This is a genomic window from Natrinema gari JCM 14663, assembly GCF_000337175.1.
Classification (GTDB): Archaea; Halobacteriota; Halobacteria; order Halobacteriales; family Natrialbaceae; genus Natrinema; species Natrinema gari.
Window position 1 is genome coordinate 63,243 of sequence record NZ_AOIJ01000087.1, and the last position, 16,115, is coordinate 79,357.

Below are 16,115 nucleotides of genomic sequence, written 5' to 3' on the forward strand. Positions count from 1 at the left end.
CAGTCGTTTGTTCGTTCGAAAGAATCGATGTTAGCGAGTCAGTCGGTCGACACCTGTTCCGCGATGTCGTCGACGACGTCCGGGTTCCGGAGCGTCGAGGTGTTGCCCAACTCGTTCCCGCTTGCGATGTCCTCTAACAGCCGGCGCATGATCTTGCCCGACCGCGTCTTGGGCAGTTCGTGCGTGAAAACTATCTCTTCGGGCTTGGCGATCGGCCCGATGGAGTCGAGGACGGCCGCCATGGCCTCCTCCTCGAGGTCGGCTTCACGGTCCTCGTAGCCGTCCTCGGGGATAGCGTAGACATAGACCGCCTCGCCTTTGACCTCGTGGTCGCCGCCGACGACGGCGGCTTCGGCGATCCCCTCGACGCCGACGACGGCCGACTCGATCTCCATCGTGCCCAGTCGGTGGCCGGAGACGTTGATCACGTCGTCGACCCGCCCGAGGATGGTGATGTAGCCGTCGTCGTCGATCTTCGCGCCGTCCTCGGGGAAGTAGACCCACTCGTCGGTCGCCTCGTCCGAGTACTCGTCCCAGTACTCCTGAACGAACCGCTCGTCGTTGTCGTACAGCGTGCGGAGCATGCCGGGCCACGGGTTGTTGACCGTGACGTAGCCGGCCTGCCCGGCGTCGACTTCCGCACCCTGTGCGTCGACGACGCGGGCGTCGATCCCCGGAAGGGGTGGCCCCGCTGAACCGGGTTTCATCGTGTTGATCCCCGGCAACGTCGTGATCATCATACCTCCGGTCTCGGTCTGCCACCAGGTGTCGACGATCGGGCACTCCTCGTTGCCGATGTGTTTGTAGTACCACTTCCACGCCCGCGGGTTGATCGGCTCGCCGACGGTCCCCAGCAGCCGCAGCGAGGACAGGTCGTGGTCCTCCGTGTACTCCGAGCCCCACTTCATGAACGCCCGGATCGCCGTGGGGGCGGTGTAGAAGATGTCGACGCCGTTCTGCTCGACGATCTCCCAGAGCCGGTCCTTGTCGGGGTAGTCGGGCGTCCCCTCGTACATCACCGTCGTCGTGCCCAGCGCGAGCGGGCCGTAGACGATGTAGGAGTGTCCCGTGATCCAGCCGATGTCAGCTGAGCACCAGTAGGTGTCGTCAGCCTCGATGTCGAGGACGGCATGGCTCGTCCAGGCGCTGTAGGCGAGATAGCCGCCGGTGGTGTGTTTGACCCCCTTTGGCTTGCCGGTCGTGCCCGACGTGTACATCAGGAACAGCATGTCCTCGGCGTCCCGGGAGACCGGCTCGACCGTCGCCCCCTCGTGGTCGGCCACGAGTTCGTCGTAGTCGTGCTGGTTGTCCGCGAGGTCGTGCTCGAGGTCGTCGCCCAGTCGGTCGACGACGACGACATCGGAGACTGCGTGGTCGACCCCCGCGAGCCCCTCGTTGGCCTTCGAGATGTGATCGAGGGCATCGCCGCGGCGGTAGTAGCCGTCGCAAGTGACCAGATACTCGCTGTCGGCCGAGTTCATCCGGGTCGCCAGCGCGTCGGCTGAGAAGCCGGCGAAGACGACGCTGTGGGGCGCGCCGATCCGGGCGCAGGCGAGCATCGCGATCGGCAACTCCGGAATCATCGGCAGGTACAGCGTGACGATATCGTCCTCCTCGACGCCGAGTCCCCGCAGCGTCGCCGCGACGTCCTCGACCTCGTCTAGGAGTTCGTCGTAGGTGTACGTCCGCTCTTCTCCGAGTTCGCCTTCCCACTCGATCGCCACACTGTCGCCGCGGCCATCTTCGACGTGTCGGTCGAGGCAGTTTGCGGCGGCGTTGAGCTTACCGCCGGTGAACCACTCGTAGAACGGCGCGTTCCCGTCCTCGAGGACGGTGTCGTACGCCTCGTCCCACGAGAGGAGGTCGGCCGCCCGCTCCCAACACTCCGGCCAGTTCTCCTCGAACTCCTCGTAGATCCCTTGTTCAGTGACGTTTGCCTGCTCGACGAACGACTCGGGCGGCTCGAAGGCCTCCTGCTCCGCGAGTCGTGCCTCGAGGTTGGCATCCTCCTGTGACATGGTACACCCACTCAATCGGGTACCCACATAGTAAAGCCGGCCTCTAGATGTGCAAAACCGACCCGGTCCTCCCCGGCGGTCCCTCGCATTTATTGACTCTCGGCGGCCGTGACAGGGTGGGTCGTCGGGCGGTTGGTCCCACCGTTATCGGGATGTGACGCGTCGTGGAACGACGGGTCGTGACACGTACTAGACCAGTCTGTGAGCGAGACGTCCGGATCGGACGGCCCGTCTAGAGACTTAGTACCGATCTCGCGTGGTCGGCCGCCTACTCCTCGGGATCGTCGAGGAACGTACGGAGCAGTTCGTGTTGGCCCTTCCGCAAGTGATTGTGCAGCGTCGGGGAAGAAACGCCCATGGCGTCGGCGACTTCCTCAGCCGTGCTCTCCCGTGGCCAGTCGTAGTAGCCGCCGAAGTAGGCCGCGCGAAGGGCCGCCTCCTGGCGGTCGGTTAACCGATCCTCGAGCCCTTCGCGGAACTCGCGGGCGGTCTGGACGGTCCGCTCGGTCTCGCGTTTCCCGACCAGTTCGGAGTCGGGGAACGCCGATCGGAGGCCGTCGAGGATCGTCCGAAGGTCAGCGTCGGCCGCGCAGTCGCCGGTGATCGCCGCCGACCCGCCCTCGAAGACCGCCTCGTGGACGGTCACGCCGTACTCCGTCAGCGTGACGATCGGGCAGGAGCCCTCGACGACGAACTCGACGCGCCAGCCGTCCTCGTCGGTCTCGATTAGCCGGCAGTCCTCGATCCCGGCGGCGGTGTCGGCGAGCTCGAAGACAGCGGCCGGCGACGCCCCCTCAAGTCGAACGTAGTAGAGGTGGGTCGATTCGTCGATCGGAACCAGCGAGTCGAGTTCGAAGCGGCAGTCGAGTCGACGTGAGGTATCGACGAAAAAGGAGCGCTCGTCCCGACAGGCGACCTCGAGTTCGAGCACGCGGTCGGACAGCAGCAGGTTCCGGCGGCGGATGGCACCGATCGCGTAGCCGACTTGCCGGCCGATCGTCGCCAGCCACGTGCGTTCGTCGTCCACGAACGCATCCGCGCGCTCGGTCGCGACCGACAGCGTTCCGTAGATCGTATCACCGTACGCGAGCGCGACCCTCGCGACGGCCCCCTCGAACTGGCCGTCGGCCTCGAGCGTCGCCGTGACATCGTCCGCGACCAACACCGTCCCCTCCTCCGGAACGGCCTCGGCCACCGACGCCGAGCGCTCGAGTGGCGCGGCCGGATCGTCTACTCGCCAGTCGTCGGGGACGACGCGCTCGATCGCACCGGGATCGATCCCGCTGGACGCGAGTCGTCCTCGTCGGTCCGAGATCGTCGCCCGGTCGATCCAGGCGAACTCGTAGGCCCGACCGTCGGCGAGCGCGTCACACGTCCGCGTCTCCACCCCCTCGTGATCAGTCGATTCGAGCAACGCCGCAGTCAGGTCCCGATGTCGCCGGGCGACGGCGTACAGCCGGTCGAGTTCGGCACGGCGCTGGCGGGCGGCCTCGAGTGCCTCGTGTGCAGCCGTCCCGTCGCGGACGAAGACTGCGAAGCCGCGGTGGCGGCCCTGATCGTCCCGGAGCGGCGAGACGACTTCGGTCGCGCGAAACCGCGAGCCGTCCTCGTGGACGCGCCACCCCTCGGTTTCGCAGCCGGACTCGTCGAGCGCCGTCGAGAGAGTTCGTTCGGGAGCGCCCGACTCGACGGCGTCGTCGGTGTAGAACGCGGAGACGTGGGTGCCGACGATCTCGCCGGCCCGGTAGCCAAACAGCGCGGCCGCGCTGCGGTTCCAGCGCTCGACGTAGCCGTCCGCGTCGAGACGAACGAGCGCGTACCGATCGCTGGCGGCCAACAGGAGCCGAACGACGCTGTCGTCGCTCACCGCGGGACCCGACTGGGGATCGCCGGACTGCGGGCCGGACGGTCCCTCGACAGCGTCGAACGCATCGACGATCTCGGCGTCGGTGGGCTCGGGGAGGTAGGACTCGAGGGCCTCGAAACTGCGCCAGCCGCCCGCGGTTTTGACAACGCGAGGATTGACATCGTGGTCGACCAGTGCGGTGTGGGCGAAGTACTGGCGGAGATCGCTCGTCGAAACGTCGCCGAGCGCGGGTTCAGTGAACAGATCGCTCGCCCGATCGGCGACCTCCGAGACCAGCATCTGGAGCCGACGGGCCGTGACGGTGAAAACCCGGTCGTCGCTCGAGAGATCGTTGCTCCGGGCGTAGCGGCGGAGTTCCCGTTCGACGCGAGTCGGCAGGTACGCGGTTCGGGTTCCCCGATCGTCGGCGATCGGCACGCGGATCAGGTATCGCGGCGGGTCGATCCGTACCTGCTCGATATCGTCGATCGAGAGCTGGGTCAGTTCGGTCGGTCGAAGCCCGACGTCACCGCAGAGTCGGATCACCAGCGCTTCACGGTAGGTCTCGGCCGCATCGAGCAGCGACTCGTACTCCCGCGGGGCGAGTACCGTCCCCGCAGTCCCCTCGAAGCCCATCGAATCTGGTTCGCCAATTCTGGGGACGCGAACATAATTGTATCGTCTATTGCGGGCAGTCGTGGAGAAATCGAGTATTGGGCCGATAGCCGGTGTCAGATTGTTTCGCGTCCGTGATATCCGCGAAACGCTACCGGTCCGCGTCCTCGCGATCGCCCGCGTCGCCGATCTCGGCCTGGATCTCGCCGACGATCTCGGGATTGCGAAGCGCCGAGGTGTCGCCCAGTTCCTCGCCGTTGGCGACGTCCTCGAGCAGGCGGCGCATGATCTTGCCCGATCGCGTCTTGGGGAGTTCCGGGGTGAAGATCACCGCTTCGGGCCGGGCGAGCGGTCCGATCGCGGACTCGACGTTGTCGCGGATCGCCCGTCGGATCTCCCGGCCGGAGTCGTGCCCGCGCTCCGTGCTGACGTAGGCGTAGATGTCGGTCTCGCCGGTCTCGCTCGAGCGGCCGACGACGGCGGCCTCGGCGACGCCGTCGGCATCGGCGATCGCGCTCTCGATCTCCACGGTTCCCAGCCGGTGGCCCGAGACGGAGATCACGTCGTCGACCCGCCCGAGAACGGTGATATAGCCGTCCTCGTCGACGCGGGCCGTGTCGCCGCTGAAGTAGCGCCAGTCGTCGGACGCGGGGTCGGAAAACCGCCGCCAGTACTCCGCGACGAAGCGCTCGTCGTTGTCGTACAGCGTCCGGGCCATTCCGGGCCAGGGCCGGCCGATCGTGAGGTAGCCGGTCTCGCCCGGCGCGACATCGTCACCGGCTTCATCGACGACCCGGGCGTCGATCCCCGGCAGCGGCGGGCCGGCGGACCCGGGCTTCATTTCGTCGATGCCGGGGAGCGTGGAGATCGTCACCGCGCCGGTTTCGGTCTGCCACCAGGTGTCGACGACCGGGCAGTCCCCGCCGCCGATGTGTTCGCGATACCAGTTCCACGGACGCGGGCTGATCGGTTCGCCGACGGTCCCGAGCAGCCGCAGCGAGGACAGGTCGTGGTCTCCGGGGTAGTCCGATCCCCACTTCATGAACGCGCGGATCGCCGTCGGCGCGGTGTAGAAGACGTCGACGGCGTTGCGGTCGACGATCTCCCAGAGCCGATCCCGGTCGGGATAATCCGGCGTTCCCTCGTACATCACCGTCGTCGTCCCGAGCGCGAGGGGGCCGTAGACGATGTAGGAGTGCCCCGTGATCCACCCGATGTCGGCGGCACACCAGTAGGTATCGTCGGGTTTGACATCGAGGACGGCGTGGCTCGTCCACGCGACGTGGGCGAGATAGCCGCCGGTCGAGTGGACGACGCCTTTCGGCTCACCAGTCGTTCCAGACGTGTACATCAGGAACAGCATGTCCTCGGCGTCACGGGAAACCGGTGCGACGGTCTCGCCCGCGAACTCATCGCGGAGGTCGTGGTAGTCCCACTCGTCGTCGCCGAGGACGTGGGGCAAGTCGTCGCCGAGCCGATCGACGACGACGGTTCGTACGTCCTGCTCGAGGGCGATACGGGCGTTGTCAGCCTTGCTCTTCTGGTTGAACGCATCGCCCCGTCGGTAGTAGCCGTCGCAAGTGACCAGATACTCGCTGTCGGCGGCGTCCATCCGCGTCGCCAGCGCATCTGCGGAGAGTCCGGCGAAGACGACACTGTGGGGTGCGCCGATCCGGGCGCAGGCGAGCATCGCGATCGGCAACTCCGGGATCATCGGCAGGTAGATCGTCACGACGTCGTCCTCCTCGACGCCGCGATCCCGCAAGGCCGCCGCGAACTCGTTGACTTCGACGTAAAGGTCCCGATAGGTGTAGGTTCGGCGCTCGCCCTGTTTGCCCTCCCAGCGGATCGCGGCGTGGTTCTTCCGCCCCGACTCGAGGTGTCGGTCCAGGCAGTTGTATGAGGCGTTGAGGCGTCCGTCGGCGAACCAGCGATAGAAGGGGGCGTCCCCGTCCGCGAGGACCGTCTCGTAGGGCTCGTCCCACGAGAGGAGGGCGGCCGCACGCTCCCAACACTCCGGCCAGTTCGCCGCGAACTCGTCGTGGACCCCCGGGTCCGAGACGTTCGCCTGCTCGACGAACGACTCGGGTGGGGCGTGGGTGGTGCCGATGGACGTGGACGCGTCTCGACCCCACCCGTTCCGATCGACCATGTCTCGTCCGAACCGTGGATGGTCAGGGGAATAAACGTTCCTCCGAATCGCCGTGCAGTGGACGTGTCACACCCGGCCGCCTCGGGGCGGTCCTCGTGTCGATCAGAGGCCGTCCTGCGTCGAATCGATGTCGGCGATCTCCTCGGGATCGACCTCGTGTCCGGGTGCGCGAACGACGTAGACATCATAGCGGTGATCGCTCGCGACCGGCCCGCCGACGCTCGACTGCGGCGCGATGACCGAGCCCGCGTTCTCCGACCCGATGAACACGACCGACGCCTCGATGTCGGCGGCGACGCGTCGTATCTCGCGGACGACGTTCATCGTCGACGTCGCGGTCGGTTCGTCCGAACTGACCCGCTCGGTCCGAACCGTCGCCCCCGGCGCGACCTCGGCGGCACGGCGCTGCATCCCCGCGGCAATTGCCTCCGTATCGAACGGCTCGCCCTGTGTGATCCAGCCTCGGTCCCGCGCGTAGTCAGCGTCGTCCGGAATCACCGTCAGAACGACGACTTCCTCGTCAAGCAGGTCGCCGAACGTCGACGCCCGCTCGAGCGCTTTCGTCGCCAGCTCCGACCCGTCGAAGGGAACGAGCAGTGACATACGACTACGTCACACGACAGGCGAGGTAAACGTTCGGTCCGTGACAGGGGCTAGCCGACGACCAGTACCGGCCGATCCGCGGTCCGGACGACCCTGTCAACGGTACTGCCGAGCAACGCCCCCTTGAACGACGACCGGCCGCGGGACCCGAGTACGATCGCGCTCGCGTCCCGTTCGGCCGCGTACTCGAGGATTTCCTCGTGGGGGACGCCCGATCGAACCGCCGTCTCGACGGCCACGTCGGCCGCTGTCGCCGTCGACTCGAGGGTCGCGAGCCAGGCCGCCGCGCGCTCTTCGAGGTGCCGTTGTGCCTCGTCGGGATCGACGATGCCGGTATCGTACGCGGTCCGCTCGTCAACGACGGCGATACCGTACAACGGCGCGTCGAACCGGTCCGCGAGCGCGATCGCGTGCTCGACCGCAGTCGCCGCGGCCTCGCTCCCGTCGGTCGCGACCAGAATGGAGTCGTACATGCGCATCGATACGAGCCCCCTCGAGAAAGGGTTGGGGATCGGAACGGTGACGGACCCACTGCGGTTGCGTGTGCTGTCTCGAGGTTCACGGGTTGCCGTGGTTCGGTACTGCGTGAGGGCCGCGACGCCCGTGACGTCGGTCGGTGACGGAAGCCGCGGGTCCCGTGTGGCCACCGAACGCGGCGTCGCCCCCTTGCCGTCCGTCGTTCACTCTCCGCCCCGGTCGTCCCGCGCGACGCCCCGCGCCGCCGTCGCCTTCACCGAAGCGACGATCGACCGCCCGGGCTCGAGTTCCAACGTCGCGACGCTGCGCCGCGTGACCAGCGCCACGAGGTCGCTCCCCTCGTTGGCGTCCTCGTGGTCCCCGTTCCCGACGCCATCTCGATCCCCGCCGTCCTGACCATCGACGTCGTCCCCAGCGTCTCCGGCCGCGAGGTCGACGCCCACTCTCGCGACCGCGTCGCCGGCCTCGAGCCACGAGACGGTCCCCGGAAACCGGTTCCGGACGCTCGTCCCCTCGGCTCGAGGGACGGCCGTCGGCGCGTGCAAACTGACCGCGTCGGAGCGGATCGTCACGGACGCGGTGACGGCATCGGTCGGGACGACAGCCAGAACATCGCCGGCACCGGTTTCGACGGTCGCGAGTTCCCCGTCGCGGTCGACGACCGGCCCCGTGAGCACCGTCTCGTCGACGCGGGCGACGCCCTCGTAGACCGCGACCAGCCGATCGAACCGCGCCAGTAGATCCCTGGCGGACTCGGTCAGGGAACTCCCGCCGCCGTCGGCCCCGCCCCGGGTCCGCTCGACTAACGGGCCGGCCGCCGCCTCGAGTTCGACCACGCGCTGCTGGAGGCGCGGGTACGACCGTTCGAGGGCCGCCGCCGCGCCCGATAGCGAGCCACAGTCGTCGATCGCGCGTAACATCGCGATGTCGTTGCGGTCGACGCTGACGTCGTCGATCCGCAGGTAGGGGTCGAACTCCTTTTCCATGGGTATCGGTCACCGGTGGGAGCCCCGACGAGGCCCCCCGGGGTTCTCGAGTCTCCCTTCGAGATCAGGCGAGAAGTTCGTTGTCATCGTACAGCAGATCGCCGCGGACGAACCGCGCGGTCCGCTCGTCCCGCGGGTCCTCGAACACCCGCTCGGGCGGACCGATCTCGATCAGTTCGCCGTCGAGCAGGACAGCGACCCGATCCGAGATCCGCTCGGCCTGGTGCATGTCGTGGGTCGCGAGCAACACGCCGTGATCGCGGTCGCGCGCCCGCCCGATCGCCCGCTCGAGGATGGCCGTGTTCCGCGGGTCGAGATCGGACGTCGGCTCGTCGAGGACGAGTAGTTCCGGGCGAGGCGCGAGCGCGCGGGCGAACGACACCCGCTGGGCCTCGCCGCCCGACAGCGACGCCGCGTCGCGGTCCCACTCGTCCTCGAGACCGACGAGTGCGAGGGCCTCGAGCGTCCGATCGTCGACCGTCGGCGACCCGTGAATCCAGCGGGCCGCGAGCCGCTCGACGAAGCCCCGGAGCCGGCTGGACCACGGCCGGCGAATCCGCCGGCCGGCGTCGACGTTGCGCGCGACCGAGGTCTCGAACAGGCTCGCCTGCTGGAAGACGACCCCGATTCGCCGCCGGAGCGCGAGACGATCGTCTCGCGGGAGCGACCACGGCTCCGTCCCGTCACAGCGGACCGCACCGTCGGTCGGTCGCTCGAACAGAGCGGCCAGCCGCAGGAGCGTCGACTTGCCGGCCCCCGACGGGCCGATCACCGTCACGACCTCGCCGGCACCGACGGCCAGCGAGATGGCGGTCAGAATGGGCGTCCCGTCGACGCCGTAAGACGCACGCTCGAGTTCGAAGTTCATGGTTGTCTCACCGCGATCGTGTTCGGGCCGACGGGGTGCGCTCGCACGGTCATCGCCCCCCGAGCCGCAGGACGATCCCGTTGACGAGCAACACGAGGACGAGCAACACGGCACCGAGGACCAGCGCCGTCTCGAACTCGCCTTTCCGAACCTCGAACTGGATCGCGGTCGTCAGGGTCCGGGTTTTCGAGGTCCCGTCGGCGTAGGCGATGTTGCCACCCACGATGAGGACGGAGCCGACCTCGCTGATCGCGCGGCCGAAGCCCGCGAGAATCCCGGTGATGACGCCGTACCGAGCCTCTTTGAGCGTGATGAGCGCGACATCCGCTCGAGTCGCGCCGATCCCGTAGGCTGCGTCTCGAACGGCGTCGTCGACGCTCTCGACCGCCGAGAGGGCGACGCCGGTGATCACCGGTGTGGCGAGCACGAGTTGCGAGATGACCATGGCTTCCGGCGTATAGATGAGGTTCAGCGTTCCCAGCGGGCCTCGATTCGAAAGGACGTACCAGACGAGGAGCCCGACGACGACGCTCGGAAACCCCATACCGGTGTTGATGACGGCGGTGACGAACCGCTTGCCCTGGAAGTCCGCGAACCCGACCGCGAAGGCGACCGGGAGGCTCACGGCGGTGCTCAGCAGAATTGCGAACAGACTGACCGTCAGCGATAGCCGGATAATGCTTCGGAGATAGGTCGGATCGGAGAGGGCATCGAGTGGCATTGGTAAGTCCCCGGAGCCGGTCGGGTGGTGGCTGCGTCACTCGTCCGCGGAATCCGGCTGCCATCCCTCCGGCACGTACTGCTGGAAGTTCGGTTCCGCGGACAGCGCCTCGGGGTAGAACAACTGTTCCCCGTTCGCCGTGTACTCCGCGATGATCTCCTGTCCCCTGGGGCTCGTCACGAAACCGATGTAGGTCATCGCGAGCTGGTAGTTGACGTTCGAGTGGATCTCGGGATTGACCGCCATGATCCCGTACGGGTTCGCGAGCAACTCCGGGCCGCCCTCGATCGGGCCTTGAACCAGAATCTCGAGGTCGATGTCGTCCCGCGAGAGGTACGTCCCCCGATCCGAGAGCGTGTAGGCCCCGGCCTCGTTGGCGTGGGTCAGCGTCTCGCCCATTCCCTGTCCGAGACTCCGATACCACTCGCCTCCGGGTTCGGTGTCCGCGTTCTCCCAAATGACGAGTTCTTTCGTGTGCGTCCCGGACTCGTCTCCGCGGGAGACGAACGGCGCTTGTGCACTCGCGATGGCGTCGAAGGCGGCCGCCGCCCCCTCGGCATCGCTTACGCCCGCCGGATCGTCGCTCGGGCCGACGATCACGAAATCGTTGAACATCAGGTCCCGCCGGTTGACGCCATAGCCTTCCTGCATGAACTCGTCCTCGCGCGATCGAGCGTGGACCAGAATGACATCGGCGTTCCCGTCTCGAGCCGAGCGGATCGCGGCACCCGTCCCTTCCGCGTTGGCCGCGACGCGCGTCCCGAAGCGCTCCTCGAACGCCGCGTTGATCTCGTCGAGCAGTCCCGTCGCTTCCGTGCTGGTCGTCGTCGCGAGCGCGAGTTCCTCCCCGGCGATCGACCCCTCGCTCCCGGTGTCCGGGCCGAGACAGCCCCCGACGGCCGCGGCGATCCCCGCAGCACTCGCTCCGAGTATCGCCCTCCGTCGATATTCCATCTATGGAACAACGATGAGACACAGTGGCATAAACGTACCGCCAAAGGAACTCGTCGGGGGCTACGAACCCCTCTCGAGGACCCACTGCGGGCGAACATGTAATTCCGACTCGTCTTCCGCAGGTTCGTCGCGTCCGTCGCCGCCGATGCTATCGAGAAGCCCCTCGGCGCTGCTGCCGTCGGTCACACTTCTGGCGACCGACTCGATCGAATCGCGACCCGTGATCCCCGAGACCGACCCGAGAGCGTTCCGAATCGCCGCCGATACGTCGGTTCTGATCTCGCCGAGTTCTTTCCCCTCCTCGATGCCGTCCTCGATGGACCCCGTTGCCGAGCATATCGGCGGCGTCAAGCAGATTGCTCACCTCGTTGGCCACCATCCCCTGCAGTCCGGGACTGTCACTCACGGCGACTACCTTGAGCCGGGTCATCGAGCGGGAGCGTGTGCTGTGTCACAATGTTACTCCTCGGCCTCGGCCGCCTGTTCCGAGTCTTCGTCCCCCAATGTGTCGCCTTCCTCGCCCGATTCGGAGTCGTCTTCGCTTGCGACTGCCCCTTCGGATTCGTCTTCCCCACCCCGGGGCTCCGCGCTTTCGGCAGGGTCCGTCTCCCTTTCCTCGGCATCGGTATCCGCTTCGGCGAGGCCCGCGTCGGCGTCGCTCGCGTCCTCGGACCGGCCGTCGCGCTCTTCCATCTCCGCCTGTCTGCCGTCTGTCATCACCCGGCGTGGCGGTCCCGTCGCCCGCTCAGTTTCGTCGAGACGGCTCGAGGAGCGTTCGCCCCACCCGGGATCCGAACGCTCCTCGCGGCCGTCGCATGCAGAACTCTCGGTCATTATACGGGAACAGGAACGCTCGTGAGCGTTGTGGGGGGTGGTCTTGCGTATGTAACTAGCACACTAGCGCCGGAAAACCGGTCCGAAACCGACCGATCGACGGCGCTACTCGAGCGAGCCGACCTGAAGCGCGTACTCACCGCGCGTCTCTCCGTCGTCGTGATACGCGACGGGTTCCTCGATGGCTGCGACCGTTCCGTCCTCGACAGCGGCCGCCGTCGCGATTCCCGCGAGACGCTCGCACCCGCCCGCGCCGGATTCGCGGTCGAACCAGCGGACGGCGTGGGTGTCCGGATCGCGTACCCGGAAGTTCTGCGCACAGGGAGCGACCAGCCGGTCGCCGGAGGCGACGAGGCCGTGGACGAAGCCCCGAACTTCGTCGTCCCACAGGAGGTCGCCGTCGGTGTCGAACGCAGCGACCCGGTGTTCGTTCGGATGACGATGCTCCGTCTCGCGGCTCTCGACTGTGTAGGTGTTGCCGGTCACGAACGCTACGCGACCACCGTTCGCGGAGACGTGGTTCGGATACGCGTACAGCCGCTCGCCGTCGATCTCGGTTTCGACCGCGAGGTCAACCCGCCAGCGCTCGGCACCGCCGGGCCCCAACAGATAGCCACGTTTGTCGCCGTGGCTCGAGACGGCGATCGAGTCCCCGTCGAACGAGACGTCGCCGACGCGGCGGTCGCCTTCGGTACCGGGGTCCCAAGTCCACTCGAGGTCGCCCGACTCGGGGTCGAGGACGACGAGCCCGGTGTCGTGGTCGCCCAGACAGCGGTTGTAGCCGACCGCGAGGCGCTCGCCATCGGCGTCGAGATCGAGCGCGATTGGCGAGGCGTCGGTCTCGTAGGTCCAGCAGACAGCGCCGTCGGCGTCGAACGCGTAGACCGTGCTGTGCCACCGTCGGATCTCGCCGTCGCGCTCGTAGCGCCGCGCGGCGGCGTAGAGTCGCTCGTCGCCGTCGCCGTCGGTTCCCGTCTCGCAGGCGACGACGTAGGGTAGGTAGAAGACGGTGTCTTTGACCGCCTCGCCGACATCGTCGGCGGTGTCGTAGCGCCACTGTCGGTCGCCGGTCTCGGTGTCGTAGGCCGCGATCGTCCCCGTCCGGCCGCGGCCCGCGACGACGATCGTGTCACTCTCCGGGAGCGACGCGATCCCGACCGCGTGATCCGGATGGGCGGCCGACCAACGGGTCTCGAGCGAGTCGACATCGCGGGCGGTGACGGTGCCGTCCCACTCGCCGGTGACGACGTAGTCGGCGGCGGCGAAGCCGACCGCGGACCGGGTCCACATGTGGCGGCTCCGGGCGGCATCGATCTCGCCGAGCGGCACCGACCGGAACTCGAGGGCGTCCTCGCGTTCGGTATCGGCAGTTTCGGCCATCGTTACTCCTCGACCGGGAACGTCTCGTGGAGGGTGTCGTGAGCGTCGCCGAGTCCATCGACGATGCTCTCGCCTTGCGCGTGCAGTCGCTGGATCGCCCGCTCGGCGTCACGGACCGCGAGCAGCCGCCCCCGCGTGTAGTCGTACTCGGGATCGTCGTTGTCCATCGCTGCGACCTCTTCCTCCAGATCGACCAACGCCGCGTCCAGATGGCGTTCGACCTCGGCGAGGCTGTCGGCCTCCGCGAGGCCCTTGATCGGCCCCTCCAGGTGGCCCTCGAGTTCTTTCTCCGCGTGATCGCGGGTGCTGTCGTCCCCGACGCCGAGGACGTTCATCAGTCCGAGTCGTAGCGCTTCGATTTCGTGGCAGCTCATGGGTTGATGTATGATGTGTCGAATTCGTGTGTTTCGATCGCGTTACAGCGTCTGATCGACGAGGTCGCTCACGATGCGGTCCCGGTCGAGGTGATCGCCGACGATCCGTTCGGCGTCGTCGGCCTCGACGTCGCCGTACCAGATCCCGTCCGGGTAGACCGCGACCATCGGGCCGTCGCCACAGCGACCCAGACAGGACGACCGCGTGATGCGGGCGTCACAGTGCTCCGAGTCCCGCACTTCCTGGCGCAGGCGCTCGAGGACCGCCGGCGACCCCATTTTGGCACAGGTCTGGTTGGTACAGACCGTGACGTGCTTTTCCGGCGCGTCGTGGCTGTCGGGTTCCTCGTCGATGTCGTCGCGGTCGGCGTGGGCCTCCTGATGGGCCAGCGCACGGAGCATGGCCCGCGCCCCGCCGACGTCTTCCTCGTAGCCCTCGAGATCGACTTTGTACTTGCACGTGTCACAGGACATCTTCACGCTCTCCGTGCGGGCCTCCTGCCAGCGGTCGGCGAAGACGTCCAGCAGCCGCGAGTCCGTGCCGAGCGGATCGCCGGCCAGCGCGTCGACGTAGGGATAGTCCGCGTCGAACTCCGCCGTCCAGTCGCGGACCCGCTGGGTGAGGACGCCGTCGCCGAGCATGTACGGCAACACGACGACCGCGTCGGGCCGGTGTTTCGAGAGCCCGTGGAGCGACTCCTCGAGCGTTGGTTCGGTGACGCCGATAAAGGACGCCTCCACGCGGTCGAATTCGCGACCCTCGTAGAGCAGCCGCGCGAGTTTGTGCACGTCGCCGTTTGCGTCCGGATCGCTCGAGCCGCGCCCGCAGACGACGATGGCCACGTCGTCATTCGCCCGGTCGACGCCGAGGTCGGTCTCGACCGCGGCGGCGCGGTCGTCAAGCAGGTCCAGAATCGCGGGATGGACACCCAGATGCGCGCCGTTGTTGATCTCCAACTCGTGTTCGGCGCGGGCCTGCTCGATCGCCAGCGGGACGTCGTTTTTGACGTGGCTCGCAGCGAACAGCGAGCAGTGGACGACCGTCACCTGCGACGTGACGGCCGCGAGTTGGGCGAACGCCTCATCGATCGCCGGCTCCGCGAGTTCCAGGAACGCGGCGTCGACCGGAATCCCGAGTCGGGACTCGAGAGCGGCGGCTAGCTCGCGGACCTGTTCGTTGGACTTCTCACGTCGGGAGCCGTGGCCGATCAGGAGAACGGCCTCGTCGTCGAATCCGGCTGTCGGTGCGGGCGCGGTCTGGTCGGGTGTACTCATCGGTATCGTGGGTCTCGATCTGTCGGGTGGTTACTCGTCGTACGCCTCGGCCTGCTCGAGGCTCCGCTCTAACTTGCGGCGGCGGCTCGGCGCGAACAGCCCCGTTTCGTCGCAGTTCTCGTAGAGCCACGCGCCGAAGTCGGGCGCGGCGGCGTCGTCGACGCCGAACCAGTAGCCCCCGGCGGACGTCTCCGATAGCTCCCCCATCGGGGCGTCGACCGGGCACTCGGCGATCAGGTCCCGGACGAGTTCGAGCAGGTCCGCGTCGTCGTGGACGAACGAGATGCCCACCGTGCCGCTCGAGGATTTGAAGCAGACGGTGCCACAGCCCTCGAGCAGTCCGCGGAGCAGTTCCCGGTCGTAGTTCGAGAACGCGCCGAAGCGGTAGTTCCCGCGGCCGTCGACGGGGAACCCGAGGGTACCGCTACGGCCGAGCAGGCCGGACTCGTCGTCACCGTCGATCGAGAGCGTGTACTCGTCTTCCGTCCGCGTAATCGACGTGTCGTGGGCGTACTCGCGACTGGTCGTGTCGTGCTCGAGGTCGCCGCCGGCGACGGCGGCCAACACCTGTGCGGACGCCTCGTCGTTGGCGACGACCTCGATGCCGTCATCCGAGACGTCGCCGCTGCCGGCGACGTGGCCCCAGAAGTACGCGGTCGCGGCGTGGCCGGCCAGCGGATCCGACGGAACCTCGATCTCGGTTGCGGATTCCGCGTCGCTCATTCGCCCACCTCCTCGACGACGATCGCGTCAGTCGGACAGGCCGCGGCGGCCTGCCGGGCTTCGTCGATGCGGTCGTCGTCGAACGTCGCGACGACGCGCTCGGCGTTGTCGGTGACCTCGCCCTCGCAGTCGTAGACCGGGTCCGCGCCGGGATCGATCGTCGCGAGGCCGTCCCCACCCTCGACGAAGCGCGGGTCGCGGGTCAAACAGGCGAAGATGCCGTCGCAGGCGTCTTTCTCGATCGTAACTTCGTATCGTGACATTGGTGAATTGCGGCTGGTCGGCGGTC

The 16,115-nt window shown here is 67.5% G+C and carries 16 protein-coding genes; all 16 read right to left on the reverse strand.

Annotation, left to right across the window (positions count from 1 at the left end; translation table 11 throughout):
* Positions 1-38: 38 nt before the first annotated feature.
* The 16 genes from acs (C486_RS19515) to C486_RS19590 all read right to left on the reverse strand — a co-directional run bounded on the left by acs (C486_RS19515) (position 39) and on the right by C486_RS19590 (position 16,089).
* Entirely contained in the window at positions 39-2,018 is a 1,980-nt protein-coding gene (gene acs, locus C486_RS19515) for an acetate--CoA ligase (RefSeq protein ID WP_008459337.1), read from the reverse strand.
* Positions 2,019-2,286: 268 nt separating this feature from the next.
* Positions 2,287-4,500 (reverse strand): bacterio-opsin activator domain-containing protein, encoded by a 2,214-nt coding sequence (locus C486_RS19520; RefSeq protein WP_008459338.1) that lies wholly within the window; start codon positions 4,498-4,500, stop codon positions 2,287-2,289.
* A 130-nt stretch (positions 4,501-4,630) separates the two neighbouring features.
* Positions 4,631-6,631, reverse strand: coding sequence for an acetate--CoA ligase (gene acs / locus C486_RS19525; protein ID WP_008459339.1), 2,001 nt, complete (start codon positions 6,629-6,631; stop codon positions 4,631-4,633).
* A gap of 102 nt (positions 6,632-6,733) precedes the next feature.
* Positions 6,734-7,234, reverse strand: a complete 501-nt coding sequence (locus C486_RS19530; RefSeq protein ID WP_008459340.1) for a universal stress protein — start codon at positions 7,232-7,234, stop codon at positions 6,734-6,736.
* A 50-nt stretch (positions 7,235-7,284) separates the two neighbouring features.
* Positions 7,285-7,707: a universal stress protein gene (locus tag C486_RS19535; RefSeq protein WP_008459341.1), complete on the reverse strand. Its 423-nt coding sequence runs from the start codon at positions 7,705-7,707 to the stop codon at positions 7,285-7,287.
* A gap of 207 nt (positions 7,708-7,914) precedes the next feature.
* On the reverse strand, positions 7,915-8,697 hold the full coding sequence (locus C486_RS19540; RefSeq protein WP_008459342.1) for a TOBE domain-containing protein: 783 nt from the start codon (positions 8,695-8,697) through the stop codon (positions 7,915-7,917).
* A gap of 64 nt (positions 8,698-8,761) precedes the next feature.
* Positions 8,762-9,565, reverse strand: a complete 804-nt coding sequence (locus tag C486_RS19545; RefSeq protein WP_008459343.1) for an ATP-binding cassette domain-containing protein — start codon at positions 9,563-9,565, stop codon at positions 8,762-8,764.
* Positions 9,566-9,614: 49 nt separating this feature from the next.
* The gene (locus C486_RS19550) at positions 9,615-10,286 is read right to left on the reverse strand and encodes an ABC transporter permease (RefSeq protein WP_008459344.1); all 672 of its coding nucleotides are present in this window, start codon (positions 10,284-10,286) and stop codon (positions 9,615-9,617) included.
* A 36-nt stretch (positions 10,287-10,322) separates the two neighbouring features.
* On the reverse strand, positions 10,323-11,240 hold the full coding sequence (locus tag C486_RS19555; RefSeq protein ID WP_008459345.1) for a substrate-binding domain-containing protein: 918 nt from the start codon (positions 11,238-11,240) through the stop codon (positions 10,323-10,325).
* A gap of 60 nt (positions 11,241-11,300) precedes the next feature.
* Positions 11,301-11,591, reverse strand: a complete 291-nt coding sequence (locus C486_RS19560) for a hypothetical protein (protein ID WP_008459346.1) — start codon at positions 11,589-11,591, stop codon at positions 11,301-11,303.
* Positions 11,592-11,699: 108 nt separating this feature from the next.
* Positions 11,700-11,957, reverse strand: a complete 258-nt coding sequence (locus tag C486_RS19565) for a hypothetical protein (protein ID WP_228370998.1) — start codon at positions 11,955-11,957, stop codon at positions 11,700-11,702.
* Positions 11,958-12,179: 222 nt separating this feature from the next.
* A complete protein-coding gene (locus tag C486_RS19570) occupies positions 12,180-13,454 on the reverse strand; it encodes an outer membrane protein assembly factor BamB family protein (RefSeq protein WP_008459348.1) in 1,275 nt (424 codons plus the stop codon).
* A 2-nt stretch (positions 13,455-13,456) separates the two neighbouring features.
* Positions 13,457-13,828, reverse strand: a complete 372-nt coding sequence (locus tag C486_RS19575; protein WP_008459349.1) for a DUF3209 family protein — start codon at positions 13,826-13,828, stop codon at positions 13,457-13,459.
* Positions 13,829-13,870: 42 nt separating this feature from the next.
* Positions 13,871-15,103, reverse strand: coding sequence for a CbiX/SirB N-terminal domain-containing protein (locus C486_RS19580; RefSeq protein WP_008459350.1), 1,233 nt, complete (start codon positions 15,101-15,103; stop codon positions 13,871-13,873).
* 30 nt (positions 15,104-15,133) lie between these two features.
* A complete protein-coding gene (locus C486_RS19585; protein WP_008459351.1) occupies positions 15,134-15,826 on the reverse strand; it encodes a hypothetical protein in 693 nt (230 codons plus the stop codon).
* Positions 15,823-16,089, reverse strand: a complete 267-nt coding sequence (locus C486_RS19590; protein ID WP_006186526.1) for a ferredoxin — start codon at positions 16,087-16,089, stop codon at positions 15,823-15,825. The genes C486_RS19585 and C486_RS19590 overlap by 4 nt, the downstream gene beginning before the upstream one ends.
* Positions 16,090-16,115 lie beyond the last annotated feature (26 nt).